The sequence below is a fragment of the Nonomuraea sp. NPDC050536 genome, assembly GCF_044457685.1.
GTDB lineage: Bacteria > Actinomycetota > Actinomycetes > Streptosporangiales > Streptosporangiaceae > Nonomuraea.
Genome location: NZ_JBITHD010000008.1, coordinates 324,469 through 349,487 on the forward strand (window position 1 = coordinate 324,469; position 25,019 = coordinate 349,487).

Annotated in this window: 27 protein-coding genes; 5 read left to right on the forward strand and 22 right to left on the reverse strand. The window is 68.8% G+C overall.

The window, feature by feature from the left end; all coding sequences use genetic code 11:
* The first annotated feature begins 22 nt into the window (after nucleotides 1-22).
* A complete protein-coding gene (locus tag ACIBHX_RS24455) occupies nucleotides 23-1,471 on the forward strand; it encodes an SDR family oxidoreductase (RefSeq protein WP_397069517.1) in 1,449 nt (482 codons plus the stop codon).
* Here ACIBHX_RS24455 and ACIBHX_RS24460 read toward each other — a convergent pair whose 3' ends face one another.
* Entirely contained in the window at nucleotides 1,472-2,389 is a 918-nt protein-coding gene (locus ACIBHX_RS24460; protein ID WP_397069518.1) for a MerR family transcriptional regulator, read from the reverse strand.
* Between the two features lie 75 nt (nucleotides 2,390-2,464).
* On the opposite strand from ACIBHX_RS24460, the gene ACIBHX_RS24465 reads away from it, so the two are divergent.
* Nucleotides 2,465-3,706, forward strand: a complete 1,242-nt coding sequence (locus ACIBHX_RS24465; protein WP_397069519.1) for a cryptochrome/photolyase family protein — start codon at nucleotides 2,465-2,467, stop codon at nucleotides 3,704-3,706.
* A 12-nt stretch (nucleotides 3,707-3,718) separates the two neighbouring features.
* On the opposite strand, the gene ACIBHX_RS24470 is transcribed toward ACIBHX_RS24465, so the two are convergent.
* From ACIBHX_RS24470 to ACIBHX_RS24490, 5 genes are all read right to left on the reverse strand, one after another.
* Complete coding sequence (locus ACIBHX_RS24470; RefSeq protein WP_397069520.1) at nucleotides 3,719-4,216, reverse strand: zinc-binding dehydrogenase; 498 nt, start codon at nucleotides 4,214-4,216, stop codon at nucleotides 3,719-3,721.
* Nucleotides 4,182-4,442 carry a hypothetical protein gene (locus ACIBHX_RS24475; RefSeq protein ID WP_397069521.1) on the reverse strand — a complete coding sequence of 87 codons (261 nt, stop codon included), beginning with the start codon at nucleotides 4,440-4,442 and terminating at the stop codon, nucleotides 4,182-4,184. Before ACIBHX_RS24475 ends, ACIBHX_RS24470 begins: the two co-directional genes overlap by 35 nt.
* Before the next feature lie 231 nt (nucleotides 4,443-4,673).
* Nucleotides 4,674-5,504: a S1 family peptidase gene (locus tag ACIBHX_RS24480; RefSeq protein WP_397069522.1), complete on the reverse strand. Its 831-nt coding sequence runs from the start codon at nucleotides 5,502-5,504 to the stop codon at nucleotides 4,674-4,676.
* 219 nt (nucleotides 5,505-5,723) lie between these two features.
* Entirely contained in the window at nucleotides 5,724-6,401 is a 678-nt protein-coding gene (locus ACIBHX_RS24485) for a class I SAM-dependent methyltransferase (protein WP_397069523.1), read from the reverse strand.
* Between the two features lie 66 nt (nucleotides 6,402-6,467).
* On the reverse strand, nucleotides 6,468-6,923 hold the full coding sequence (locus tag ACIBHX_RS24490) for a discoidin domain-containing protein (protein WP_397069524.1): 456 nt from the start codon (nucleotides 6,921-6,923) through the stop codon (nucleotides 6,468-6,470).
* Nucleotides 6,924-7,144: 221 nt separating this feature from the next.
* On the opposite strand from ACIBHX_RS24490, the gene ACIBHX_RS24495 reads away from it, so the two are divergent.
* Nucleotides 7,145-7,873, forward strand: a complete 729-nt coding sequence (locus tag ACIBHX_RS24495; protein ID WP_397069579.1) for a beta-galactosidase — start codon at nucleotides 7,145-7,147, stop codon at nucleotides 7,871-7,873.
* On the opposite strand, the gene ACIBHX_RS24500 is transcribed toward ACIBHX_RS24495, so the two are convergent.
* The 8 genes from ACIBHX_RS24500 to ACIBHX_RS24535 form a co-directional block, all read right to left on the reverse strand.
* On the reverse strand, nucleotides 7,848-8,552 hold the full coding sequence (locus tag ACIBHX_RS24500) for a FadR/GntR family transcriptional regulator (RefSeq protein ID WP_397069525.1): 705 nt from the start codon (nucleotides 8,550-8,552) through the stop codon (nucleotides 7,848-7,850). The genes ACIBHX_RS24495 and ACIBHX_RS24500 overlap by 26 nt on opposite strands.
* Nucleotides 8,552-9,697, reverse strand: a complete 1,146-nt coding sequence (gene dgoD / locus ACIBHX_RS24505; RefSeq protein WP_397069527.1) for a galactonate dehydratase — start codon at nucleotides 9,695-9,697, stop codon at nucleotides 8,552-8,554. Before dgoD ends, ACIBHX_RS24500 begins: the two co-directional genes overlap by 1 nt.
* Before the next feature lies 1 nt (nucleotide 9,698).
* Nucleotides 9,699-10,421 carry an SDR family NAD(P)-dependent oxidoreductase gene (locus ACIBHX_RS24510; RefSeq protein WP_397069528.1) on the reverse strand — a complete coding sequence of 241 codons (723 nt, stop codon included), beginning with the start codon at nucleotides 10,419-10,421 and terminating at the stop codon, nucleotides 9,699-9,701.
* Between the two features lie 232 nt (nucleotides 10,422-10,653).
* On the reverse strand, nucleotides 10,654-10,980 hold the full coding sequence (locus ACIBHX_RS24515; RefSeq protein WP_397069529.1) for a ScnB: 327 nt from the start codon (nucleotides 10,978-10,980) through the stop codon (nucleotides 10,654-10,656).
* Nucleotides 10,977-11,669: a thiocyanate hydrolase subunit gamma gene (scnC, locus tag ACIBHX_RS24520; RefSeq protein WP_397069530.1), complete on the reverse strand. Its 693-nt coding sequence runs from the start codon at nucleotides 11,667-11,669 to the stop codon at nucleotides 10,977-10,979. Before scnC ends, ACIBHX_RS24515 begins: the two co-directional genes overlap by 4 nt.
* Nucleotides 11,669-11,971 (reverse strand): SH3-like domain-containing protein, encoded by a 303-nt coding sequence (locus ACIBHX_RS24525; protein WP_397069531.1) that lies wholly within the window; start codon nucleotides 11,969-11,971, stop codon nucleotides 11,669-11,671. The genes scnC and ACIBHX_RS24525 overlap by 1 nt, the downstream gene beginning before the upstream one ends.
* Nucleotides 11,971-12,393 (reverse strand): hypothetical protein, encoded by a 423-nt coding sequence (locus tag ACIBHX_RS24530; protein WP_397069532.1) that lies wholly within the window; start codon nucleotides 12,391-12,393, stop codon nucleotides 11,971-11,973. Before ACIBHX_RS24530 ends, ACIBHX_RS24525 begins: the two co-directional genes overlap by 1 nt.
* Nucleotides 12,394-12,527: 134 nt before the next feature.
* Complete coding sequence (locus ACIBHX_RS24535) at nucleotides 12,528-13,673, reverse strand: LacI family DNA-binding transcriptional regulator (protein WP_397069533.1); 1,146 nt, start codon at nucleotides 13,671-13,673, stop codon at nucleotides 12,528-12,530.
* Between the two features lie 251 nt (nucleotides 13,674-13,924).
* Here ACIBHX_RS24535 and ACIBHX_RS24540 point away from each other — a divergent pair, with 251 nt between their 5' ends.
* Nucleotides 13,925-15,373 carry a ricin-type beta-trefoil lectin domain protein gene (locus tag ACIBHX_RS24540; RefSeq protein WP_397069534.1) on the forward strand — a complete coding sequence of 483 codons (1,449 nt, stop codon included), beginning with the start codon at nucleotides 13,925-13,927 and terminating at the stop codon, nucleotides 15,371-15,373.
* A gap of 64 nt (nucleotides 15,374-15,437) precedes the next feature.
* On the opposite strand, the gene ACIBHX_RS24545 is transcribed toward ACIBHX_RS24540, so the two are convergent.
* The 6 genes from ACIBHX_RS24545 to ACIBHX_RS24570 form a co-directional block, all read right to left on the reverse strand.
* Complete coding sequence (locus ACIBHX_RS24545; protein WP_397069535.1) at nucleotides 15,438-16,136, reverse strand: GntR family transcriptional regulator; 699 nt, start codon at nucleotides 16,134-16,136, stop codon at nucleotides 15,438-15,440.
* Nucleotides 16,137-16,183: 47 nt separating this feature from the next.
* Nucleotides 16,184-16,891: an oligopeptide/dipeptide ABC transporter ATP-binding protein gene (locus tag ACIBHX_RS24550; protein WP_397069536.1), complete on the reverse strand. Its 708-nt coding sequence runs from the start codon at nucleotides 16,889-16,891 to the stop codon at nucleotides 16,184-16,186.
* Nucleotides 16,888-17,304, reverse strand: a complete 417-nt coding sequence (locus ACIBHX_RS24555; protein ID WP_397069537.1) for an oligopeptide/dipeptide ABC transporter ATP-binding protein — start codon at nucleotides 17,302-17,304, stop codon at nucleotides 16,888-16,890. The genes ACIBHX_RS24550 and ACIBHX_RS24555 overlap by 4 nt, the downstream gene beginning before the upstream one ends.
* On the reverse strand, nucleotides 17,301-17,423 hold the full coding sequence (locus ACIBHX_RS24560; RefSeq protein ID WP_397069538.1) for a hypothetical protein: 123 nt from the start codon (nucleotides 17,421-17,423) through the stop codon (nucleotides 17,301-17,303). Before ACIBHX_RS24560 ends, ACIBHX_RS24555 begins: the two co-directional genes overlap by 4 nt.
* Nucleotides 17,420-17,671 (reverse strand): ABC transporter permease subunit, encoded by a 252-nt coding sequence (locus ACIBHX_RS24565; RefSeq protein WP_397069539.1) that lies wholly within the window; start codon nucleotides 17,669-17,671, stop codon nucleotides 17,420-17,422. The genes ACIBHX_RS24560 and ACIBHX_RS24565 overlap by 4 nt, the downstream gene beginning before the upstream one ends.
* A 110-nt stretch (nucleotides 17,672-17,781) precedes the next feature.
* Nucleotides 17,782-19,383: an alpha/beta hydrolase gene (locus tag ACIBHX_RS24570; protein WP_397069540.1), complete on the reverse strand. Its 1,602-nt coding sequence runs from the start codon at nucleotides 19,381-19,383 to the stop codon at nucleotides 17,782-17,784.
* 245 nt (nucleotides 19,384-19,628) lie between these two features.
* Here ACIBHX_RS24570 and ACIBHX_RS24575 point away from each other — a divergent pair, with 245 nt between their 5' ends.
* The gene (locus tag ACIBHX_RS24575; protein WP_397069541.1) at nucleotides 19,629-22,109 is read left to right on the forward strand and encodes a collagenase; all 2,481 of its coding nucleotides are present in this window, start codon (nucleotides 19,629-19,631) and stop codon (nucleotides 22,107-22,109) included.
* A 50-nt stretch (nucleotides 22,110-22,159) separates the two neighbouring features.
* On the opposite strand, the gene ACIBHX_RS24580 is transcribed toward ACIBHX_RS24575, so the two are convergent.
* Complete coding sequence (locus tag ACIBHX_RS24580; protein ID WP_397069542.1) at nucleotides 22,160-23,080, reverse strand: DUF5996 family protein; 921 nt, start codon at nucleotides 23,078-23,080, stop codon at nucleotides 22,160-22,162.
* Between the two features lie 410 nt (nucleotides 23,081-23,490).
* Entirely contained in the window at nucleotides 23,491-24,909 is a 1,419-nt protein-coding gene (locus ACIBHX_RS24585) for a sensor histidine kinase (RefSeq protein ID WP_397069543.1), read from the reverse strand.
* Between the last annotated feature and the right edge of the window lie 110 nt (nucleotides 24,910-25,019).

Below are 25,019 nucleotides of genomic sequence, written 5' to 3' on the forward strand. Positions count from 1 at the left end.
GCAACCACCAGGGAGGAGACTCATGACGTTGTGCCTGGTGACGGGGGCGACCGGCTACATCGGCGGACGCCTCGTGCCCGAGCTGCTCGACGCCGGTCACCGCGTGCGCTGCATGGTCCGCTCCCCCGCCCGGCTGCGCGACCTGCCGTGGGCGAGCCGGACGGAGATCGTGGCCGCCGACGCCCTCGATCCACGGGCCACCCGTACCGCCCTGGAAGGGGTCGACGTCGCGTACTACCTGATCCACACCATGGGCGGCGGCAAGGGCTTCGCCGAGAGCGACCGCGAAGCCGTCCAGGTGTTCGCCGCAGCAGCCGCGGCCGCGGGCGTGCGCAGGATCGTCTACCTGGGCGGGCTCACCTCCGAACAGGACCTGTCCGCGCACCTGCGTTCCCGGAGCGAGGTGGGCACGATCCTCCTCGATGGTCAGGTGCCCGCCGTCGTGCTGCGCGCCGCGGTGATCATCGGGTCGGGCTCGGCCTCGTTCGAGATGCTGCGCCACCTCACCGAGCGGCTGCCGGTGATGACGACCCCACGCTGGGTGCGCAGCCGTACCCAGCCCATCGCGGTCCGCGACGTGCTGCGCTATCTGCGGGCGTGGGCCTCTATCCCCGACCAGGTCAACCGGGCCTTCGACATCGGCGGTCCAGACGTGGTGACCTACGCCGAGATGATGCGTGGCTACGCCGCGGCCGCCGGTCTGCCACCGCGCCTGATCATCCCCGTGCCCATGCTGAGCCCCTGGCTGTCCAGCCAATGGGTCGGCCTGGTCACGCCGGTCCCCGCGGCCATCGCGCGCCCCCTGGTGGAGTCGCTGCGCAACGAAGCCGTCTGCCACGAGCACGACATCGCTGCCTACGTCCCCGACCCGCCCGGCGGCCTGATCGGCTTCCGGTTCGCGCTCACCCTCGCCCTGCGGAAGATCAAGGAAGCCGACGTCGCCACCCGCTGGTCCTCGGCCTCCACGCCCGGCGCCCCCAGCGATCCCCTGCCCACCGACCCCGACTGGGCCGGCGGCAGCCTCTACATCGACCACCGCACACGGACCTGCGACCTCCCCCCGCAAACGGTGTGGAAGGTCATCGAGGGCATCGGCGGCGCCAACGGCTGGTACTCCCTTCCCGTCGCCTGGAAGGCCCGCGGCATGCTGGACCGGATCGCCGGCGGAGTCGGGCTGCGCCGCGGACGACGAGACCCGCGCAGGCTCCGCGTCGGCGACTGCATCGACTTCTGGCGCGTCGAGGAAATAGAGCCAGGCCGGCTGCTGCGGCTGCGCGCCGAGATGCGACTGCCCGGCCTGGCCTGGCTCGAGCTAGGCGTCCACACGGAGAACGGACGGACCATCTACGAGCAGCGCGCGATCTTCCACCCGCACGGGCTGCTCGGCCACCTGTACTGGTGGGCACTGTCCCCCTTCCACGGGCTGATCTTCGGAAGGATGCCCGGGAATGTGCTCGCCGCGGCCCGCTGATCAGCTCGCCGCTGCCACCAGTCGCGTTACGGCCTGCCGCAGCGAATCCACCCTGATCACCGTACGCGGGAGCACCTCCCGCCATCCCGGCCCCCCGACCACGACCCGGCACGGCGGACGCACCGTCGGCAACCCCGCAAGCGGCGCGGGATCGCCGGTCACGGCCTGCTGCGACCAGACGAATACGGCGCACGGCCCCAGCGACCGCATCGCCCCCGCCAGCGCTGTGTACGGCGTGCGCGCGCCGAGCACCCGCACCGCCACCCCCATCCGGCCGGCCAGCACCGCCGCAAGCGCGTACACCGGCAGACTGTGCTGCTCGTCCTCGGCACACGCCAGCAGCACGGGCCGCTCGCCGACCGGCTCGGCGGGAGGCAGGATAAGGGGCTGCAGCGCCGCCAGGACCCGGTCGGAGAACACGTGCTCGACCTCGATGCCCCCACCCGTGCGAGCCTGGCTCCCGCTGATGGTGCCGAACACCGGAAGCACCAACCGCTCCCATGCCCAGGCCACGCCATGCCGTGCGATCGCCGCCCCGAGGCCCGCGTCCACCGCCCCGTCATCCAGCCTCGCCGCGGCTCTGGCCAGCATCGCCGCCGACGGCACGGGCGCGCCCGCGTCCCGCCGGCCGCGCCCGGTGCTCGCCTCGGACCGCGGCTCGCCGTACGGACGAAGGAGCAAAGCCGCCCGCGCGGCCTCGGCAGGCGCGACACCCTCGTGGATGAGCCGGTTCATCTCCTCCAGGCGGCGCAGGTCCGCCCGGTCGTAGCGGCGATGCCCGCCCGGGCTGCGCCCGCTCGGCCCGATGCCGTAGCGCAGATTCCAGGTACGCAGCGTGGGCGCCGGCACGCCGAGCCGCCGGGACACGGCGCCGATGCCGTAGCCCGCCTCCTCCGCCGATTCCCCACGACCAACCATCGCACTGCCTATTCTTTCGGACCCGAGGCTCTCACGGTTGCAACCAGCGGCGCGCTCACCGCGAATGCACCGGTGATGGAGACAGTGATCGTCCTGTTCAACCGGGACCTGCGCATCCACGACCACCCCGCGCTGAGCGCCGCGTGCGCACAGGCCCGCGAGGTCGTCCCGCTGTTCGTCCTGGACCCCGCCATCCCGACCGGCCACCGCACGGGGTTCCTGCTCGACTGTCTGGCCGACCTGCGGGAATCCCTGCGCTCGCGCGGTGGCGAGCTGTTCGTACGGCACGGCGACACGGTCACCGAGACGATGCGCCTGGCCCACCACCTGGGGGCGCGGTCCGTCTTCACCAGCGCCGACGTGAGCGCGCTCGCCCAGCACAGGCAGCGGCGGCTGGCCGCCGAGCCGATCGAGCTGCGCACGTTTCCCGGCGTGACCGTTGTCCCTCCCGGCCTGCTGCGACCGGCGGGCGGCGACCACTACCGCGTGTTCACGCCGTACTGGCGGGCCTGGACCCAGGCGACCAGACGACCCACCGCGCCCGCACCCGCCACGGTCCCCACCCCCGGCGGCCTGGACCCCGGAACGCTGCCCGGCGGCCCGAGCCGTGAGAGGATGCGCGGCGGCGAGACCCTCGCCCGCCAGAGGATGCGCTCATGGATCCGGCAGAGCCTGGACGGCTACGCGGCGGCGCACGACGACCTGGCCGGCGACCACACCTCACGGCTCAGCCCCTATCTCCGCTTCGGCTGCCTGTCACCCCTGGAACTGTCCCTCCACGGCAACGCGGCCTTCACCCGGCAGCTGTGCTGGCGCGACTTCCACCACCAGGTCACCTACGCCTTCCCAGAGATCGGCCACCGCGACTACCGGCCACGCGGCCACCAGTGGCGTGACGACCCAGATGCCGCCGAGGCATGGGCACACGGGATGACCGGCGTACCGATCGTGGACGCGGGCATGCGCCAGCTGCTGGCCGAAGGCTGGATGCACAACCGCGCCCGCCTCATCACCGCCGCCTACCTGGTCAAGCACCTGCACATCGACTGGCGGTACGGCGCCCGCCACTTCTTCCAGCACCTGCTCGACGGCGATGTCGCCAACAACTGCGGCAACTGGCAGTGGGTCGCCGGCACGGGCAACGACACCCGCCCGAACCGCACCTTCAACCCGATCCGCCAAGCCAAACGCTTCGACCCCGACGGCGCGTACGTACGCAGACACGTACCCGAACTCGCCGACACGCCCACCGCCCTCATCCACGAGCCCTGGCTGGCCGACCAGGCGACCCGCGCCTACCCCGCACCACTGTTCTGAACAACACAAGAACTATTGGCTGGGCTGGTCGCTCACCTGGACGATGATCTTGCCTCGCTGGGCGCCCGACCTCATCCGCGCGTACGCCTCGCCGGCCTCGGACAGGTCGAAGACGCTGTCGATCACCGGCCGGCCGAAGGTGCCATCGTCGATCCGCGCCAGGACCCACTCCACGCCCCGCCGAAGCCGGTCGGCATCGCGCACCTCGTTGATGAGCGAGTAGCCGACCACGCCCGCCCGCTTCTGCACCAGCGGCAGGATCGGGAAGGCGACGTCGTTGGTGCCCGACAGGCCGCCGTAGATGTAGGCGACGCCGTTCATCGCCAGCGCCTCGACGTACTCGGCGATGAAACCGCCACCGATGCCATCCAGGACCAGGTCGGCCCCGCGGCCGCCGGTGGCGGCCAGCAACGCGGGGGCGAACGCCTGTTCCTCGATGGCGATGACCGCGTCGGCCCCCTGATCGAGCAGGAAGTCACGCTTGGCAGAGGTACGGCTGGAGGCCACCACCGTGGCGCCCAGCGCCTTGGCGACCCGTATCGCGCCCAGCCATCGGCAGGTCCGACGTCGCGTAGTGGCGTCCGGCCATCAGCAGCAGGTCGGCCTGGTTGAGGCCGTAGGCCGACACCCGCAGGCGGATCTCGCCTGGTCCGGGCTCGGGCCGCTCGATGTGCCGCACGACGATACCGAGTTCGTCCGAGCCGGGTTCGACCCGGTCGAAGAGTACGGCGCGCATCACAGGCGCTCGCCCTCCTTCAGACCGGACGGCGCTCTGTAGCTGCGATTCGGGCATCGCGGCCCTCCCTGCTGGTCGGGAACGGGGTCGGTGAGGCCTCATCCAAACAGCCGACCGCCCCACGGGCAGTAGGCGATGTGCCCCACCACCGGACCCGGCCGCAGCAGTGTGCACCTTGAAGACCAGCGGCCCTGCACGACAGTCCGTGCAGGGCCCGGCGTGCCCGCGTGATCAGGAGGCGCTGTATGCCTTGATGGTGTCGGCGATCCAGGGGCGATAGTGGGTCACGTCGGTCCAGACGCCGACTCCTGGCCCACCGTCGGGGCTGGTGGAGCAACCGGCATCGCTGTCCATGCGGTCCTCCACGTCGTCGCCGTCGCGCGAGGTGGCGCCGATCAGCTCCCACCGGTTGCCCACCCGGCGGATCTGCGGACCGCCGGAGTCGCCGTTGCAGGCGCTGGCGGCGCGCCCGTGGAGGTCGCCGGTGCACACCTCCTCGCCACGGTTGAGCTCGGAGCACCGGGTGTCGGGCACGCGTACGGTGTCGAGTTCCTGCAACTGCCGCGGACCGTTCTCGCAGGCCGGATTGTCCAGGTCCTCGCAGGTCATGCCCCAGCCGATGACGCGGGTCTGCTCGCCTACCAGGCCGGGGCCGTCGGCGATGGGGATGGGCTCGAGGTTGACCCGCTGGTCCAATTGGACAAGCAGGATGTCGTCCTTGGGCACCCCCTTCATACCGGGCTTTTCCTGGTTGGGGTGGGTGATGACGCGCTTGACGGTGGTGAGCACTCCACCCTTGTCGCGCTCGAGTGAGCCGATACGTACCTGCGTCTTGCCGGGCTTCATGAGCCCCTTGCAGTGGGCGGCGGTCACGACCCAGTCGGGGGCGATGAGGGAACCGCCGCAATGGTGCTGGGGCAGTTTCTGCAGCTTGAAGGAGGCCATGAACGAGTAGGTCTCCGTCGAGTCCCGCCCGCCGATGATGGCGGGGCGGCCCGTGCTCGCTGCGGCCGTGGTCGCGGTGGTCAGTGCGAGCCCGGTGGCCGCGAGGGTGGCGAGCACCACTGATCGTCTGCCGGTTGCCTTGAACACACGTCTCCAGTCGGTAGAAGGTGCGGGCCGGGGGACTCCCAGAAGGCTCCGCGATTCGTCCTGCGGACGGCACGCACGGCGTTCTGCCAGGTCAACGCGCCGACTGCAGGTCAGGCTACCCGCGACCTCCAGTGCAACCGACACGTGCACGTGCCGTCGTCAGCCTTGGGCATGGGGCTCGTGAAGGGCTCAGTTCGTTGAGCAGACGCTGCCCCGGGGCTTGTGTGCCAGGAAGAATGCCTGTCGGCCCGATCGGGGCTTCTCGCTCTCGTCGGGCTCGCGGATCAGCTGAGCGTCAAGGACGAGCCCGGCATGGCTCACCAGTTCGGCGATGTGCTCAGGGGGCATCCAGTAGACATCGAGCGACAACTTGTGGCCGTAACCCTGGTCCAGGTGGCGACGCTCGTCACCGACCTTGAACGCGATCAGCAGATGGCCGCCCGGGGCCAGAATCCGATGAATCTCAGCGAACACCGTCGGCAACAGCTCCGGCGGTGTGTGGACGGTCGAGTACCAGGCGACGGCCCCACCGACAGCCTCGTCCGCCAGGTTCAGGGCGGTCATCGATCCCTCTTCGAACCGCAGCTCCGGATGGTCCCGGCGCGCGACGGCGACCATCTCGGGCGACAGGTCGATGCCGAAAGCGTTCACTCCGAGAGACCGCAGATGGGCGGTGACGCGGCCGGGACCACAGCCGAGGTCCGCGACTTCCCCGGCATCCGGTGCCTGCACGAGTTCGGCGAACGCCGTCAGCATGGCGCGATCCAGCGGCTTGCCGTCCAGTTCGTCGCGGAGGAGCTCGGCATAGTCAGCAGCGACGGTGTCGTAGGCCACTTGAGTGGCGCGCAGGTAGGTCGATTCGATCATGGCCAAGGACGATAGCCCTTGGAAGGGCGAGCGCGTCCACATCCGCGCCCGCCCCCCATCAGGGCGTCAGCGAGCGGCGATCTCGGAGGCCGACAGGTACTGGCCGCCGTTGCCCTTGGTCCCCTCCAGCCGCACGTAGCGGGCGGAGATGGCGGGGAACGCGGCGGTCTTGAGGCGCGCGTCGGCCGCCCAGGTGCCGGTGGCGACCTGGGTGAAGGCCTGGCCGTCGGTGCTGACGTAGACGTTGTAGGCGAGGATCGTGCCGTTCAGGTTGCCGTCGAAGCGCGGCTGGTAGGTGAGCGCGCTCACGGTCCTGACCTCCTCCAAGTTGAGCGTGATGGACTGCGGCAGCGGCGTGACCGGGTCGTACTCCGAGTGCCAGAAGGTGGAGATGTCGCCGTCCACGGCCCGCTCGGGTCCGAAGCCCGGGTGGAAGCTGGTGGCGTACACCTTGGGCTCGGTGCACGACTCGGTGACGGTGACCGGCAGCTCGGTGGTCTCGGTCCCGATCCGCACCTTCACCCGGTGCTCGCCCGGCGGGGTGTCCCTGGGCGCGGTGATCTTCAGTACGGCGTCGCCGGCCTGATGGGCGGGGATGGTCAGGTCCGCCTGCGCGGGCGTGACGGTGAGGGGCGCGGCGGCCTCGGCCGTGACGGGGCGCGGCAGCGTCGATCCGGGAGCTGGGCAGGGAGCTGGCGGAGCTGGGCGACGTCGCGGGCACCAGGGTCCAGGCGGACACGGCGATCGTGCTCGATTGGCGCAACTGGTGGGCGCTTGAGCAGGAGTCGCACCCCAGCGACCAGATCCGCATGATGGGGCGGCTGCGCGACCACTACGACCCGCTGTGGAAGCTGGGCATCACCACCGACGTCGTCCGGCCCACCACAGACCTGTCGAAGTACCGGCTGGTCGTGGTGCCGAACCTCTACCTGATCTCCGGGGAGGCCGCCCGCAACCTGGCCTCCTACGTGGAGAGCGGCGGCCATCTGGTCGTCTCGTTCTTCTCTGGCATCGTGGACGAGCGCGACCAGATCTGGATGGGCGGCTACCCGGCGCCGCTGCGCGACCTGCTCGGGCTGACGGTCCTGGAGTTCGATCCGCTGCTGCCCGGGGCGAGCACCGCCACGTCACTCGGGGAGGCCACGCTGTGGAGCGAGCACATCCAGCTGGAGGGCGCGACCGCGATGGAGACCTTCGCCAATGGCGAGCCTGCGGTCACCCGCCACGCGTCCGGCAAGGGTGTCGCCTGGTATCTCGCCACCCGTCCTGCCCCTGACGCGATGGCCGGCCTGATGGGCCGCGTCGCCCGCGAGGCAGGCGCGGCTCCGGCCGTCCCGGGGCTGCCCGAAGGGGTGGAGGCCGTGGTCAGAGTGGGGGACGACGTACGGCACGTCTTCCTGATCAACCACACCGACCAGGCCTTCGGCGAGGTTCCCGCGCGGGGGGTCACTTTGCGGACTGAACGTCCCTGACGTCGCGCGCGGCCGCGTGCAGGAGGGCGAGCATCCGGTTCCTGGCCCCCTCCGCGTCGCGGTCGCGCACCGCGTCCGCCACGTCCTGGTGCCATGCGTGCCCGAGCTTGATCGAGACCCGGTGGCCGTGGACGTAGCGGTCGCGGGCCCGCAGCCCCAGCTCGATGATCTGCCCGAGCTGCTCGATGAGCTCATTGCGCGTCGCGGCGACCAGCGCGCGGTGAAAGCGCAGGTCGGCCGCGACGATCTCCTCCGTCGTGGCGTCCGCTTGGTCCATCTCGGCGAGCGCGGCGTAGATCTCCGTAAGGTCCGCTTCCGTACGGCGGCGCGCCGCCAGAGCCGCCGCCGAGGGCTCGATCATGGCGCGGATCTCGGCCAGCTTGTCCAGGATCGACGGGTCGGCCATCGACTCGAACTGCCAGCGCAGCACGTCCGGGTCGATGAGGTTCCAGACCTCGCGCTCGCGCACGAACGTGCCCCGCTTGGGCCGCGCGTCGATCAGGCCCTTGCCCGCCAGCACCTTGAGGGCCTCTCTGATGGCCGTCCTGCTGACGTCGAACTCCGCCGCCACCGCGTCGATGTCGAGGATCGTGCCGGGCGGCAGTTCGCCGCTGACGACGCGGGTGCCCACCGCCTCGACCACCCGGCCGTGTGTCCCGCGTTCCGGATATCTGCGCATCACCACTCCGCCAGGCTGCCGTCGTCGCGGCGCCAGATCGGCGAGCGCCACCGGTGGCCGTCCGCCGCGGCCCGCTCCACGGCCTTCACGTCCACCTCGATGCCGAGGCCGGGCGCCTCCAGCAGCGGCACGTGCCCGTCACGGTAGGCGAACACGGAGCGGTCCACCAGGTAGTCCAGCAGGTCGGCCTGCTCGTTGTAATGGATGCCCAGGCTCTGTTCCTGGATCAGCAGGTTGGGGGTGGCGAAGCCGACCTGCAGGCTGGCGGCCAGCGCGATCGGGCCGAGCGGGCAGTGCGGTGCGAGCGTCACATCGTGCGTCTCGGCCATCGCGGCGATGCGCCGCACCTCCGAGATGCCGCCCGCGTGCGAGATGTCCGGCTGCGCCACCGCGATCCCCGCCTCGAACGCCGGCCGGAAGTCCCACCGGGAGAACAGCCGCTCGCCGGTGGCGATCGGGATGCTCGTCAGCGACGTCACCGCCGCCAGGTCGCGGGTGAGCTCCGGGACGACCGGCTCCTCCACGAAGAACGGCAGGTAGGGCTCCAGCAGTGGCAGCACCCGCCTGGCCATCGGCATCGACAGGCGGCCGTGGAAGTCCAGCGCGATGTCGACACCGTCGCCCACCGCCTCACGCACCGAGGCCAGGCGTGCCACGATCGCCTTCACCTCGGCGGCCGTGTCGATGGCGCGGACGTTCCCGGCGGCGTTCATCTTCACCGCGGTGAACCCGGCCTCAACCTGCTTGACGGCGGCCTCGGCCACCTCGGCGGGGGCATCGCCGCCGATCCAGCTGTAGACCCTGATCCTGTCCCGCACGGGGCCGCCGAGCAGCCGGTGGATGGGCGCTCCGTAGGTTTTGCCGGCGATGTCCCACAATGCCTGGTCGATGCCGGCCACGGCGCTCGACAGGATCGGGCCGCCCCGGTAGAAACCACCCTTGGTCAGCACCTGCCAGTGGTCCTCGATCCGCAACGGATCCGCGCCGACCAGGTAGTCGGCCAGCTCGGCCACCGCGGCCGCGACGGTCTCCGCCCTGCCCTCGATCACCGGCTCGCCCCAGCCGGTGATCCCTTCGTCGGTGTCGATACGCAGGAAGAGCCACCGTGGCGCGACCAGATAGGTCTTGAGCGACAGAATGCGCATATCAGTCAGAGTCCTTCACGACGCTCCAGCCACCGTCGACGGTCAGGGTGGCACCGGTGATGAATGAGGCCTCGCCGCTGGCCAGGAACGCCACCGCGGCGGCGACCTCGTCAGGCGTGCCGAGCCGCCCGGCCACCGTCGCGCGGGCGCTGCGCTCGCGGCCCGCCTCGTCGATGCCGTCCCAGGCCGCGGTGAGGATCGGGCCGGGCAGCACAGCGTTGACGCGTACGGCCGGGCCGTACTCCACGGCCAGTTGCCTGGTCAGCGACAGCAGCCCGCCCTTGGCCGCGGCGTAGGACGGATGGCCCGGCACGCCGAAGTCGGCATGCACGCTCGAGACCGCCACCACGGCGCCGCGCGCCTGCTCCAGCTCGCCGGCGAAGGTGCGGAAGCCCAGGTAGAAGCCGGTGAGGTTGACGGCGAGCTGGGCGTTCCAGTCGGCGAGGCCCACCTTGTCGGCGGGTCCCTTGCGCAGCGTGAACGCGTTGCTCACGAGCACGTCCAGGCGGCCGAACCGGTCGTTCACCAGCTCGCGCAGGTGCTGCCAGGCCTCCTCGGAGGCGACGTCGGTCGGCACATAGGTGACGCCGGGGACGTCGGCCGGCACCACGTCGGCGATGACGACCGCGGCGTCCTCCCCCGCCAGCCTGCTCGAGATGGCCGCGCCGATCCCCCTCGCGCCACCGGTGACGACCGCGACCTTTCCGGCGAATCGCCCGCTCACATCTCGCTCCCCTCGTCTCGCCCTCAAATAATAGTATTATTCATGGACGACGACGGTGAGCGCGACGACGAGGTTGATCGTGGTGGCCAGGATGCCGGTGCCGAAAATGTAGGACAGCAGGGGTGCGCCGAAGCACGACGGAGCGAATCGCCTGGCTCGAGACGTCGGTGTCGGAGACCTGATAGGTCAGGACACGATTTTCGCCGCCCAGTCGATTAACGTGACGGAGACGTCATTCCTCGGTCAGCCGCGCCCGTACCTGCTCCATCTTGCGCCGGAGCTCCTCCTCGGCGAAGACGTGCCGGTCCATGAGCGTGTGCGCCACCACCAGCGCGGAGCGGGCCTGGACGGGGAACCTGGCGTAGAGGCTCTCCCCCAGCCGGTCCTCGGCCTGGCGGCGCTCCAGGTTGTCCAGCACGCCGCTTGCCGACAGGCACTCGCAGGTCACCTGCATCCTGGACTCCCACACCGCAGGCTCGTGGTCCAGGCAAGGCAGGCTGATGTCGCCACGCTCACCGATGTCGGCCAGGGTGTCCATGAGCACGGGGTAGGCGTTCATGCGCGGCCTCCGGCGGCCAGTTCCTCGGCGGACTTGTCGGAGGTGCGGCCCACCTGGGGCAGGGCGACGCCGATCATGGTGTCGCGGGTGACGATCTCGGCGAGCCGTTCCTCGCTCCATCCATCGGTGCCCTCCGGACGCATGGGCATCACCATGAAGCGCGACTTCTGGTTGGAGTCGTGCACCCGGACCTCGACGTCGGCGGGCAGGTGCAGGCCGAACTCGGCGAGCACCTCACGCGGGCGGCGCACCATGCGGCGCCGGTAGCTCGGCGTGCGGTACCAGTCGGGCGACATGCCGAGGACGGGCCTCGGGTAGCACGAGCACAGCGTGCACACGATCACGTTGTGCACCTTCGGGGTGTTCTCCAGCACGTAGAAGAAGGTGTAGTCGCTCGGCGTGCCGGTGCCGGTGGGCTGCAGCCAGTCGATGCCCACCTCCTGGCAGGCCTGCGTGCCGTCGGCGAGCAGGCGCTGCTTGAACTCCGGATCGGTCCAGGCCTTGGCGACCAGTTTCGAGCCTCCGTGCGGGCCGACGCCGTCGGCCCACTCGGCGAAGCGGCGGTGGTCGTCGGCCGAGAAGATGCCCTTCTCGATCGCCAGTTCCCGCACCGCGAGCTCGAGGATCTCGAACTCGCTGACCGTCGAGGCCACCGGAAACGCGGTGTGATCGTGGTGACTTCCGCTCATCACTTTTCCTTGTCCGCCGGCTCCAGCCAGCGCTCCGAGAACTCTGTTTCCAGGGTGTCGACGTCGAATCCGGTATAGTCCGGCCACAATTCGTGCTGCTTGAAGCGGACGACATAGAAGTGCTCTTTACGCCCGTCCTGGTCGCGGCCGAACGCCTCGTCTTCGGGAATAACCCATTCGGGCCGGTATTCCACGACCACACCGGTGTGACCGCGGGTGTATTTCTGGGTGCGCGCGTGGAAAAGCGTCGTCTCGTCCCTGACGGTGACCCGGTCCCCGATGCTGAACCTCGGCTCGGCCATCACCTGCTCGCCTCCAGCCGGGCTCGCACCTCGTCGACCTTGGCGCTCAGCTCGTCGGGAGTGATGAGCCCCTGGTCGATGAGGTACCGGGCGGCCACCGTGATCCACCGGCCGTAGTAGGGCATGCCGAAGTACTGCGTCACCCCGAGGTCGTTTTCCGCCCTGCGCCGCATCTCGGCGTTCCACTCTCCGCGCCAGGCGAGGCACTCGCAGGTCAGGTAGGCGTTCATCTCCCAGTCCTCCTCCTGCTTCTCCAGGTAGGGCTGAGGAGTGTCAGGCTGCCCGCCGACGTCGTGCGGCACCGCGCGCAGCGCGGCGTACAGCTCGTTCGAGATCGTGTACGGCGAGTCCAGCGTGCCGCGCTCTTCGGGGGCCAGATTCCTGACCTTCGCCAGGAGCGCGTCGTACCGCATTCTGGCCATGTGAGTTCTCCCTCCGCCGGGAAAACCTACCCAGCCGCTTTACGCCAGTTCCCGGAGGAGATCAAAGGGCCACGAAAGAATTCTTGACCGCGAAAAAGCCACACAGACAGGAATGGGCGGTAAAGAAATGCCGGTCAACAGCTCGGCGGTGCCGTACTGGCGCGGACCACCAGCCGCGTGGGGACGAGATCGGTGCCGGGGCGGCCGGCACCACCCTCGCGGATCTGCTGGAGGACGCCCTGGACACAGCGGCGGCCGACCTCCGCGAAGTCCTGATGGACGGTCGTCAGGGGCGGGATGAAGCAGGAGGCGTCGGGAATGTCGTCGAAGCCGACGACGCTGATGTCGGCCGGGACCGTTCGCCCCCGCTCGTGGAAGGCGCGGAGCAGGCCGAGGGCCATCTGGTCGTTGGAGGCGAACACCGCGGTGCAGTCAGGCTCGTCGGCGAGCGCGAGTCCGGCGACGTAGCCCGACTCGGCGGACCAGTCGCCGTGCAGTGGCGTGGGCACCGGGCGTCCGGCTTCCTCCAAGGAGAGGCGCCAGGCCTGTGCGCGCCGTTGGCCGGCATAGGAGGTCTCGGGGCCGGTGACGTGCCAGACGGTACGGTGACCAAGATCGAGGAGATGGCGTACGGCGAGGCGGGCGCCTTCGGCCTGATCGGTGTCGACCACGCTGTAGCGATCTCCCGCATCGGAGTCCACGACGACCACATGGACTCCGGGGGGTAGCGTCACCGTGCCGGCGTCGAGGAGGTGGACCTCCATGATGACGATGACGGCATCGACGGCCAGCTCGCCCATCCGGGTGAAGGCACCCAGCACGTTGTCCTGGGTGGGGACGTCGATGGGGATCAGCGTGATCGCGTATCCCTCGGCCGCGGCGTAGGTGGCGATCGCCTCCGCTGTGTGGCTGTTGCCGGTCGAGGCGAGGTTGAAGAGGATCACGCCGATCGTGTTGAACTGCCCGTATCGCAACGCCCGGGCGGCGCTGTTGGGCCGGTAGCCCAGCTCCCGCATGGCCGCGAGCACCTGCTCGCGGGTCGTGCCGATCACGCCCGGATACCCGTTGGCGACCCTGGACACCGTCTGGGAGGACACGCCCGCGAGCCTGGCCACATCCGCCATGGATACCCGCTGCTTGCGGCGTCCGCCCGGAATGCCGGAGCGGCGCCGCTCCACGCCGCCGACGGGCGCCGCCGGGATCTGCTGGTCCGGATCGTCCAGGCCCATCGCCGTGTCGCTCCTGCCTGCCGCGTTCGCCGGGATCCTCCTGGCGGTCAAGGCGGGAACCCTTGACCTCCCCTGGGACGGGTGTCACGATACCGCAACGGAAGTTTACGTAAACATTACGCCCGTGTTCCGCGCCGCCCTTCCCTCGCATCCAACCAAAGCAGCAGCTCAACGACGATGTTTACGTAAACAAATCGTCAGCGGCTGGTCCTACGTCCACTTCCAGATCAGCAGTAGCCAGAGCACGGCGGCTGGAAGGGCTGCCATTGCCCCCTCGGGCCCCCAACCCACTGGGAGAAGCGATGACCCACCCCCACCCGAAGTTACCCAGACCGGCATCCGCTCGGACCCGTTCGCTGGTCTGCGCGCTCATCGCGCTGTTGCTCGCGCCGATCGGCGTGCTGGCCACGGCGTCGCCGGCCGCGGCCGACACCAGCCAGTTCAAGGGCGTCAACTGGGCCCGGCCCGGAGACAACTTCGTGAACGGCCCCGTCGTCCCCGAAGGCCTGAGCCAGTCCGACAGCTACGCGACCGTCAGGGCCAAAGCCAACGCCATCTACAACGGGTTCCAGAGCATCCTCGGCGCCAACACCGTCCGGCTGCCGATCAACACCTCCTCGGTCCCCGGCACGTCGTGGGGGGACAACTACACCGGCGCCATCGACGCCGCCACCGCCAGAGGCTTCAAGGTCATCCTGTCCTACTGGGAGGACGGGGCGTCCTCCGGAGGCAGGATCGTCGACATGGGCGCGTTCAACGCGATGTGGAACGCCGTCACCGCCAAGTACGGCGCCAACTCCCTGGTCTACTTCGAGCCGATGAACGAGCCGATGGGCTACAGCGCCACCGAATGGGCCGACGTCGCAGCCGCCTGGATCGCCGGCCGTCCGACGATCCCCAGGAACCGGATCATCGTCAGCGGTGAAGGGTACAACGACCGCGTCACCTCCGTGTGCGCCGACAGCCGCCTCAACGGGACCCTGCTGTCGGTCCACCTGTACGCCTTCTCGTTCGACCACGACTACCCCGGGTGGGTCACCGAACTGAAGAACCGGATCGGCTCCTGCGCCGCGCGGACCATCCTTGACGAGTTCGGCTCGCCGATGGCCGAACCCATTGTTCTCAACTACCACGACTCGAACAGCGGCGAGGACTACGTCCGGTACCTGCGCGCCATGACCGACACGGTCCGTTCCCTCGGCATGGGCTCGGTCTACTGGCCGGCGCTCGGCGGCAAGCATCAGGAGAATTCCGCCTACGACTTCTACTCGCTGTTCGCCCTCCAGGGCAGCGGCACCGACCTGACGCTCAGCACCCGTAACCAGAGCGGCGTCGATCGCGTCAAGTTCGGCTTCGGCAGTGGCTCGGGTTCGACCGGCGCCCTCCGGAACCTCGGCGCCGGCAAGTGTCTCGACGTCCCCGGAGCCACCAGCGACAACGTCCAGGTCATGGTCTACAGCTGCAACTCCGGCGACAACCAGACGTGGACCAGGACTCCGTCCGGACAGATCACCGTCTACGGCGGCACGAAGTGCCTGGACGCCTACGGCCAGGGCAGAACCAACTTCACGGTCGTCGGCATCTACGACTGCAACAACGGCGACAACCAGAAGTGGGTCTTCAACTCCGACGGCACGATCCGCGGTGTGCAATCCGGCCTGTGCCTGGATGTCGAACTCGCCAACTCCCAGGTCCAGCTCTACTCCTGCTGGGGCGGCAACAACCAGAAATGGCAGGCCGTCTCGCCGTAACACCGCCGAGCACCCCGACTGGGCCGGTCGCGGACCTCGCGTGCCGAGACCGGCCTGAGAAAGCTCACGGTTCGGGGCGGTCGGCCCAGATCCCGCGGACGTGGCGCAGATGGTGGCGCATCAGGGACGCCGCGCCTCCAGCGTCGCCGGAGGCCACGCTGTCCAGCAGACGCAGGTGCTCGCGGGCGGAGTCGCCGAGCTCGCCCCGCTCCGCCAGCCGGGAGACGCCGTAGAGCCGAGAGCGGTGCCGCAGTTCGCGGACTACGCCAAGCAGGTGGGCGTTGCCCGCGAGCGCCAGCAGGTCCAGGTGGAAGACCTGATCCGCCTCGATGTAGCCGAGCACGTCACCCTGCTCGGCGGCGCTGACGATGGCCTCGGCCCTGCTTCGCAGCGTGAGCACCCGCTCGGCGGGAATCGTCTCCGCGATCCTGGCCACGGTGGGCACCTCGATCAGGTCGCGGAGCTCGGTGATCTCGTCGAGCTCCCGCTCCGAGAGGTCCGCAACCCGGAAGCCCTTGTTGCGCACGGCCGTGACCAGGCCCTCCTTCGCCAGGTCGAGCATGGCCTCGCGGACGGGCGTGGCGGAGACCTGGAATCGCGCGGCCAGGGCGGGCGCCGAGTAGAGCACGCCGGGGCGCATCTCCCCCGCGACCAGCGCCGCCCTCAACGCGTCGGCGACTGTCTGTCGGAGGTTCTGGCGCGCGCCGAGGTCCGGAAGATTCAACGGCTCCGACATCGGCGCCTCGCCTTTCAGATGATCCAACCACCCGACAGTAGGGTGTCACATCGCGATAGGCGATGCCATCTCCGTCAGACGCCCTGCTCCGCGAAGTGACAGGCGACGTGCCGCCCCCGAACCGCCCGCAGAGTCGGCGCCTCCACCTCGCAGCGCTCCTGGGCGAGCGCACACCGCGGGTGGAAGGAGCAGCCCGAGGGGGGCGCCGCGGGCGAAGGCGGATCGCCACGCAGCACGATCCGCTCCCGCGCCGCCTCGATCTCCGGATCGGGCACCGGTACGGCCGACAGCAGGGCGCGGGTGTAGGGGTGGGCCGGATCCGGGTACAGGGACGCGACCGGCCCGATCTCCACGATCCTGCCCAGGTACATCACCGCCACCCGGGTGCACATGTGCCGTACCACCGACAGGTCGTGCGCGATGAACAGGTAGGCCAGACCCCGCTCGGCCTGCAGATCGGCGAGGAGGTTGACGATCTGTGCCTGGATGGAGACGTCCAGCGCGGAGACCGGTTCATCGCAGACGATGAGCTTCGGTCCTGAGGCCAGCGCGCGGGCGACACCGATGCGCTGGGCCTGCCCGCCGGAGAACTCGTGCGGGAACCGATCGGCGTGCTCGGCGGCCAGCCCCATCCGCTCGAGCAGGTCGACGACCTGCCGCCGGTCGAGCAGCCGGCGCGGCCCTGAGATGATCTGCCGCACCGTCTGCCTCGGGTTACCGCCGCGGAAGGTCATACCCAGGTCCTGTACGGTCAGCAACGGCGCGCCCGGCGGGCGAGTCATCGCACCACTCCTTCCCGGTGGCAGGCGACCCTGCGTGCCTGTCCCAGCAGGGCGGGCTTCTCGGTCGCACAGACGTCCAGGGCGACTGCACAGCGAGGATGGAACCGGCACCCGGGCGGGAACGCCGACGGTGAAGGCGGACTGCCGGGGATCGCCCGCAACCGCCTATCACCCGGCCCCTCAATGTCCCGCCCGGGGCCGGGTACCGACGCGAGCAGCCCCTGGGTGTAGGGGTGCCGCGGATCTTTGAAGATGGTTCGCGAGGATGCGTGCTCGGCGAGCAGTTCGACGGCGCGTTCGCGCGCGGCCCGGCGTGAGGTCCGCAGGTGCAGGCGGAGGGACTCGGCGATCTGCTCGCCCACCGTGAAGAAGGGGTGCAGCGAGGAGAGCGGGTCCTGGAAGATCATGCTCATGCGCGCGCCTCCCCCACGATGCCCAGCGTGCGTCCCCGATCGACGCCGAAGGAGACGCCGTCCACGACGCGGACGGAGCCGAACGAGACCGCCAGGTCCTCGACCCGCAGCAGACTCATGAGTACCTCACCCGCGGATCGATGACGCCGTACAGCAGGTCGACGACGAGGTTGGCCAGAGTGATGAAGAAGGCGGCCAGCAGTGTCACCCCCAGTACCACGGGCTGGTCGGACTTGGCGATCACGTCGAAGGTGAGCTTGCCCAGCCCGGGCATGGTCCAGTTTCGTGCTGGATCCAGGTGGGCGAAGTCGCTGATGGCCAGCACGGTGAGGGTTCCGCCCTTGGCGTCCGGTGACTTCTTCGTCACCGTTCCCTGACCGCTTCCGCAGCCGACAGCTGATGCCAGAACCACAAGTACGAGTAACCCGCGCTTCTTCGACATGCGTTACTCCGGGGGGTGAGAGAAGTGGCGTTGTCTTAGTGGAGCCGTGGTGTGCCCGGCGTGGTCTCCCGGTCGGTATTGCCGGCCTGCGCCTTCAGCGCCGGGGCCGGCTCGATGTAGACCGGCGCCGGATCGGGCTCGGGTGCGCAGGATTTGGCGATGAAGCCGTTGCCCGACGGCAGCGTCCCGTCCCGCAGATAGGCGACGAAGGTGTCGTCCAGGCAGGCGTTGTCGTGGAAGAGGATCTCGTGGAAGCTACCGCCGTTCTGGACGACGAGCTTGGAGCCGGGCAGAGCCTTGTGCATCGCCACGCCACCCTCGTACGGCGTGGCCGGATCCTCCGTGGCCTGGAACAGCAACACGGGAGGCAGACCTCGTCCGGTGATCTTCAACCGGCCCGGGCCCCCGTTGTACGGCCAGAACATGCAGGCGGCGTTGTACCACATGTTGTTGTAGGTGTAGAACGGCGCGACCGCGTTGACCTTGGCCTGGTCGGCTTTCCAGAATTCCCAGTCGCGCGGCCAGGCGTTCTCGGTGCACTGCACCGCGTTGTAGTTGGGGAAGGCGCCGTCGTCCTCTCCCGGTGCGGAGTAGCGGTTGTAGGCGATGTTCAGCGGACGCGTGTCGTCCTTGGTGAGGTATCCGGACAGGACCGTCGCCATCCGCGGCCAGCGCAGGAAGTTGTATCCGCCCGAATAGAAGACGTCCTCGAATTCCGACGGGCCGATCATTCCGGGCGCGGGCGTCGCTGGCACGGGCTTGGTGCGCAAGGAGTCCTCGACGGCGTAGTACTTCTTGATGACGGTGTCCGCGTCGGTGCCCAGGTGGTAGACGCTGTCGGCCTTGGCCGTCCACTCGGCGAAGGCGCGGAAGCGCCGCTCGTGCTCCTTGTCCTGCAGGATGTTGTGGTCGTACCACGAGATCGTGGGTCCGACGATGCTGTCGAGCACCATGCGCCGCACGTGCGAGGGGAACAGCTGGCCGTAGGTGGAGCCGAGCGAGGTGCCCCACGATCCGCCATAGAAGCTGATCTTCTGGGCGCCGAGCGCCCGGCGGATGCTGTCCAGGTCGCGGGCGTTGTCCACGGTGGTCATGTGCGGCAGGATCCAGCTCCAGCCGGCCGCGCAGTCGGCGGCGTACTTCGCGGCCCTGCCCAGCCAGGCCTGCTCGGTGCCGTGACCGACCTGGTAGTCGGGCCGCTCGGCGTCGAAGTAGTGCGCGTCGCACACCACGTGCGGGTCGCTGCCGTTGGTGCCGCGCGGGTCGAACCCGATCCAGTCGTAGGCTGCGGCGACGTCGGCCGGAACCTTGCCCGCGACGTAGGCGGGCATCCAGAGCCCGCTGTCGCCCGGGCCGCCGGGGTTCAGCAGGATCGGCCCCTGGCGCTGAGCTTCGGGCGCCATGGCGGGGAGCCGATTCACCTTGATCTTGATCTTGCGGCCGTGCGGGTGATCGTAGTCCAGCGGGACCTCCAGCATGGCGCACTGCAACGCGGGGGTCTCCGGATCACCGCATGGCGCCCATTCCAGCCGGCCCTGGCCGGTGTCCTGGAGTTCGGGCTCCGCGGTTGCCGGCGCGGCCCCGGTCAGCGCAACCGCGGCTACCACCGCGGTCAGTAGGGCTAACGGCACTTTCATGGTGTCCCTCCTCGGTGCCGGGCAATGAAGCCAGAGGGATCATGTGACATGTGCTATAGCACATGCCATGGTTCAGCGATTGCCGTTATAGAACCGTGATGATCGGGAGGCTACGGGGACTGATCTCACAGGCGAGTGAACACCGGGAAAATAAGTCTTGTAATCCAATGTCGCATGTGAAATTTTACATATCACATCGAGCATCCCGGCCGGCCGCTCTCCTCATCCCCCAAGGAGAAGACGGAATGTCCCCTCGACGATTAGTGGGCTCTCTGCTGACCGCTGTCGCCCTCGTCGTAGCCGGAGCAAGCACTCCGGCGCTCGCCTCTTCCCTCGCTACCGCCGTACCGGCAGCCGCGCCCCAGCAGGACGGCCGGCAGGTCACCGGCACGACCAAGGTCGCCGATCCTCACGCGTCCGACGCGGCCAACGAGCGGCAACGCCCCGCGGAGCGCGAACCGCTCCTCTCGCCCGCCGACAACGCGCCGAAGGCACTGCTGAAGGCTCAGGCCGCGGCGGGCTGTTCGGTCTCCGACTTCACGGGCAACACCGGGAGCGCCCTGGTGGCCGCCATCAAGGCCGCGTCCGTGAGCTGCATCAACTCCCTGTTCAGCGTCACGGGTTCCGACCAGTACAACGCCTTCCGCGAGGCGCAGATGATCACCGTGGCGAACGCGTTCCGCTCCGACGCCGCCTCCTACAACGGCACGAACGCGACGAGCACGGAGCAACTGGTGCTCTACCTGCGCGCCGGTTACTTCATCCAGTTCTACAACCCGGACACGGTCCCCGCCTACTCCAGCGCGCTGGCCTCAGCCATCGAAGGTGCGCTGGACACGTTCTACGCCAACGGCCACTCCTCCGACGTCACCGACGCCAACGGCGAGGTCCTCGGCGAGGCGGTCATCCTGATCGACAGCGCCTCCGAGAACGCCCGCTACCTGTACGTCGTGAAGCGGCTGCTCAACGCCTACACCAACGACTACAACTCGCTCTGGTACATGCGTAACGCGGTGAACGACACCTTCACCGTCCTGTTCCGCGGCCAGTGGGCGCCCGGTTATCCGGCCGCCGTCCAGGCCGACCCCTCCATCGTGGACACCGTCTACAACTTCGCCTCCCGCCACCTGGACCTGATCGGCGGCGACTCCGCTTTCCTGGATGTCAACGCGGGCGGCGAGCTGACCCGCTTCGTCCAGTACGCCGGACTGCAGGCCAAGGTGCGCCCGCTGGCCAAGTGGCTGCTCGACAACAGCGGCATCACGGGCACCCGGGCGGCGCTGTGGGTGCGGGTCGCGGTCGTCGCCAACGACAAGGACCCTGACAACTGCTCCTACTACGGCACCTGTGACCTGGCCAACAGGGTGAAGGCCGCGGTCCTGACCCAGAACTACACCTGTTCGCAGGGCGTGCTGCACATCGTGGCCCAGCGGATGACCACCCAGGAGTTCCAGGACGCCTGCACCAGCATGCTCAACGAGAACTCCTACTTCCACACCCTCGTCCAGGACGGCGGCCGGCCCGTCGCCAACGACTACAACACCAACATGGAGGTCGTCGCCTTCGCCTCCAGCGCCGACTACCAGAACTACGCCGGAGTGATCTACGGCATCGACACCAACAACGGCGGGATGTACCTGGAGGGCAACCCGTCCAAGCAAGACAACCAGCCGCGTTTCATCGCCTACCAGACCTCCGGCGACAACGGCTTCGCGGCCCGCATCTGGAACCTCAACCACGAGTACTCGCACTACCTCGACGGCCGCTACAACACCTACGGCGACTTCACCGCCGAGACCGTCAAGCCGAACATCTGGTGGATCGAGGGCTCGGCCGAGTACGTGTCCTACTCCTATCGCAACCTCGTCTACACCGCCGCGTTGAACGAGGCGCCCAAGCACACCTACACGCTCAGCACCCTGTTCGACACGACGTATGCCAACACCGACGTGAACCGGACGTACCACTGGGGCTACCTGGCCGTCCGGTACATGTTCGAAAAGCACCGTTCTGACCTGGCCACGCTGTTCGGTTACTACCGGTCAGGCGACTACACCGCCGGCTACAACTTCACCAAGTCGCTCAACTACAACAGCGACTTCACCGCCTGGTTGGACACGCTCTCCGGCGGCACGGGCAACAAGCCGCCCACCGCCTCGTTCACGGTGACCACCAGCGGGCTCACCGCCAACCTCACCGACACCTCGACCGACCCCGACGGCAGCATCGCCTCCCGCTCCTGGACCTTCGGCGACGGCACGTCGTCCACCTCGGCCAACCCCGCGCACACCTATACGGCGGCGGGCAACTACACCGTCACCCTGAAGGTCACCGACAACGCCGGCGCCACCGCGACCACGTCCAAGACCGTCACGGTCAGCTCGTCCAGCCTGCCGACCTGCACCGGGTCGGACACGCGTGCCATGGACAAGAACTGCCAGCGTGCCAACGTCTCCGCGACCATCGCGAACTACGCCTACTTCTACATCTGGATCCCCTCGGGGACCACGTCGCTGAACATCACGGTTTCGGGCGGTAGCGGCAACGCCGATCTCTACTTCAACCCGAGCAACTGGGCCACGACCGGCGCCTACACCGCCAAGTCCACCAACTCCGGCAACAGCGAGACTCTCACCGTCACCAATCTACGTGCCAACAACTACAACTACATCAGCCTCTACGCCGCCAGCGACTTCTCCGGCGTGACCATCTCCACCCGCTACTGATTCTGAGAGGTACGGCCTCCGGCGCCCCCGGAGCCGGAGGCCGTACCCTCTTACCTGATGGGCGGGGGATTCCCCTGCGCGCTTGCCGGCAGCGCCGGATCCCATCCGCACACGGCGCACGAGTGCTGGAAGGCAGAGTGCGCGAATTCGAGCGCTGACCGGTGCGGATCGCGGCTCGCTACGACGTCGTCCCAGTCGAGGACGTACTCGCCCAGGCCATCGTTCCAGCGTGCGGTGTCAGGCGAGAGTACGGCGTCGGCGAACCCGTCCGGCGCCGGATGGGCGTAGGCGTAGAACGCCGCCCTGCCGTATTTCGGATCGCCGGGCCACCAGCCCACCGCGACCTCCTGGGCGTCCATCGCGTTGCGCATGATGAAGTCACCAGACGGCGGATCGGCGGGCGCGCCCGAGAACAGGCTCACGGCCAGGTCGAAGGCCCCCCACCAGACGTTGACCGGGGTCGAGCGGCCCCGGTAGGGAGCGCGGAACGCGGCCAGAACCAGGGCGGCGCGGGTCGCGGCGGCGAAGTAGGAGGCCACCGCGTCCGGGTCGTAGGTAGCGTGCTCTGAGTCCTCGTCCAACGGCACGCTCCACCACACCTCCTGCGGCGTCGTGTCGATCTCGACGCTGCCGCCGAGCTCACGGACCATCTCCAGGACCTCTCGAGTCACCACGCCCACCGGACGGTCGGGCGCCAGCGCGACCCGGCGGCTACCGCCGTCGCTGTGCTCGACCAGCGCCTCGTGGACTCGAAGGTCGAGCGCCACGACCAGCGCCCCCGAGCCGTCGGGTGCGGGCAGCGGCAGGGTCTCCCAGCCCCGCGCCGTCAACCGCAGGGCGGCGTGCTGCAGCTCCGGCTCCGCCGGTGCGAGCGCCGCGGCGAGTTTGCCGAGCACCTGCGTGTGAGCGTGCAGCGTGTCGCACGTCGCGCTCCACTGGTCGTAGTTGAGCGTCGGCCACTCACTGCTCATGTCCCGCTCCAGCATCGAACTCGTCCATGTGCTTCGAGCTCCCCTCGCCCGATAAAAGTTGCGGACACGGGCGTGCCGGTGATGTCGATTTGACAGCGTGCGCGGATTCTTTACATTCGCGGCTACTCGGCGACGCGTCGAAACCTGTCAACGATGCGGCCGTGCCGGCGGTGTCACTTCAACACATCTCTTCCTCTGCCGGTTCGTCCCCAAACCCGGGCCGTTCGAGGTGGACGGTCAAACTCCGGTCTCGCGAACGCACGGGAATGGCACGGATATGCGCTGGACGGTGATACCGAAGGAATCGCCCGTGGCCTCGGCGGAGTCGGGAGTTTCGAGGCGGTCTGCCGTGAATTGTCGTGGAAAGCGCTGAATGGTGGAGGGAACCTCCTTCATCGCGGCAGCCGGTATTACGCGCAGTCGCTGCTCTCCCCCTTGAGCGCGTTCCCCAGAGTGGAGCAGAGGGGGAGGCGGAGCACGAACCGCGCGCCTTGCGGGCTGTTCTCGACGCGCAGGATGCCGCCGTGCGCGTCGGCGATCCGCCGGGCGATCGGCAGGCCCAGCCCTGTGCCCCCGGCGTACCTGTCCCGGGCGGTGTCCAGCCGGGCGAAGCGCTGGAAGACCATCTCACGCCTTTCCGGATCGATGCCCGGCCCGTCGTCGATCACCTCCAGCACCGCGACACCACGGGGGAAGCGATGAGCATCGCGCTTGAGGCTGGGCTCCTGCCGTACGCGGAAGGTGATCGTGGCGTCCGCGTGCCGTTCGGCGTTGTCGATCAGGTTCGCGAGCAGGCGCGACAGCCGGATCCTGTCGCCGATCACCTGCACCCCGGGCTCGAGCGAGTACTCGAAGTCCTTGTGGGGCTCGGGACGCCGCTCGCACACCGCGGTCACGAGTTCGGACAGGTCGATCGGCTCGCGGTCGATCGGCTGTCCCGCCTCCAGCCGTTCGATGGTCAGCAGGTCGCCCACGATCGCCTCGAGCCGGTTCACGCTGCGCAGAACCGCGTTGCCCAGCGTGGGCACGCTGGTGTCCTCGGGCGCGTGCAGGGCGTCCTCGACCTCGGCGCGTATCGCGGCGATGGGGGTACGCAGCTCGTGCGAGGCGTCCGAGGTGAAATGACGCTGCTGTCGCATCGCGGCCCCCAGCCGCGAGAGTGTCCCGTTGACGCTGTCGGCCAGGTCGTGGATCTCGTCTCGGCTCGGCGGCAGGGGGACCAGGCGGTCGGCGGAGGTATCGGTGATCTTGTCGAGTTCCTCCCGGATCGCGGTCACCGGTCTGAGGCACTTGGTGACGATCCGATGACCGAGGGCGGTGATGGCCAAGGCCATGACCACAGCGGCGCCGATCACCGTGCCGGCCAACCATGGTTTGACGTACGGAGGGACCGTGGGCGAGGAACTGTAGACCACCCAATCCTGTCCCGCCCGGTAGGCCGACTGCGCGACCACGATGTTGCAGTCGCCGGAAGGGAACACCCCGCCGCAGACGATGCGGGTGGCGATCTTCCTGTGGTCCGGGGTGAACCCGGCTATGGCCGGCTTACCGTGTAGCTGCGGTGTCGACGTGGTGACCGTACCTTTCGGGTCGACGATCTGCACGTAGCGGTCGCTGTGCTCGACCAGCGGCACGCTCACCTGGTCGTGCTCGAGCTGGTGGGCCACCCGACCGCCGTCCGCGGTGATCTCGTCGATGCGATCTTCGGTCGCTGAGCGATGAATCGCGGCCATCACCGTCCAGGCCAGCATCGCAGACAGCAACGCCGCCACCGCCCCGGTGAAAAGCGTGATACGGGTGGTAATCGTCCAGCGTCGCTGAGTCTTCATACGGCATTCCCCTCACCCAGTCGAGCACGCGGACCGTTGCCGGATGTGCACGGGGAGTTCGGGTGATGGCATTGGTGGTTCCCAAACCTCGCCAAGTCCTCGAACCGCGC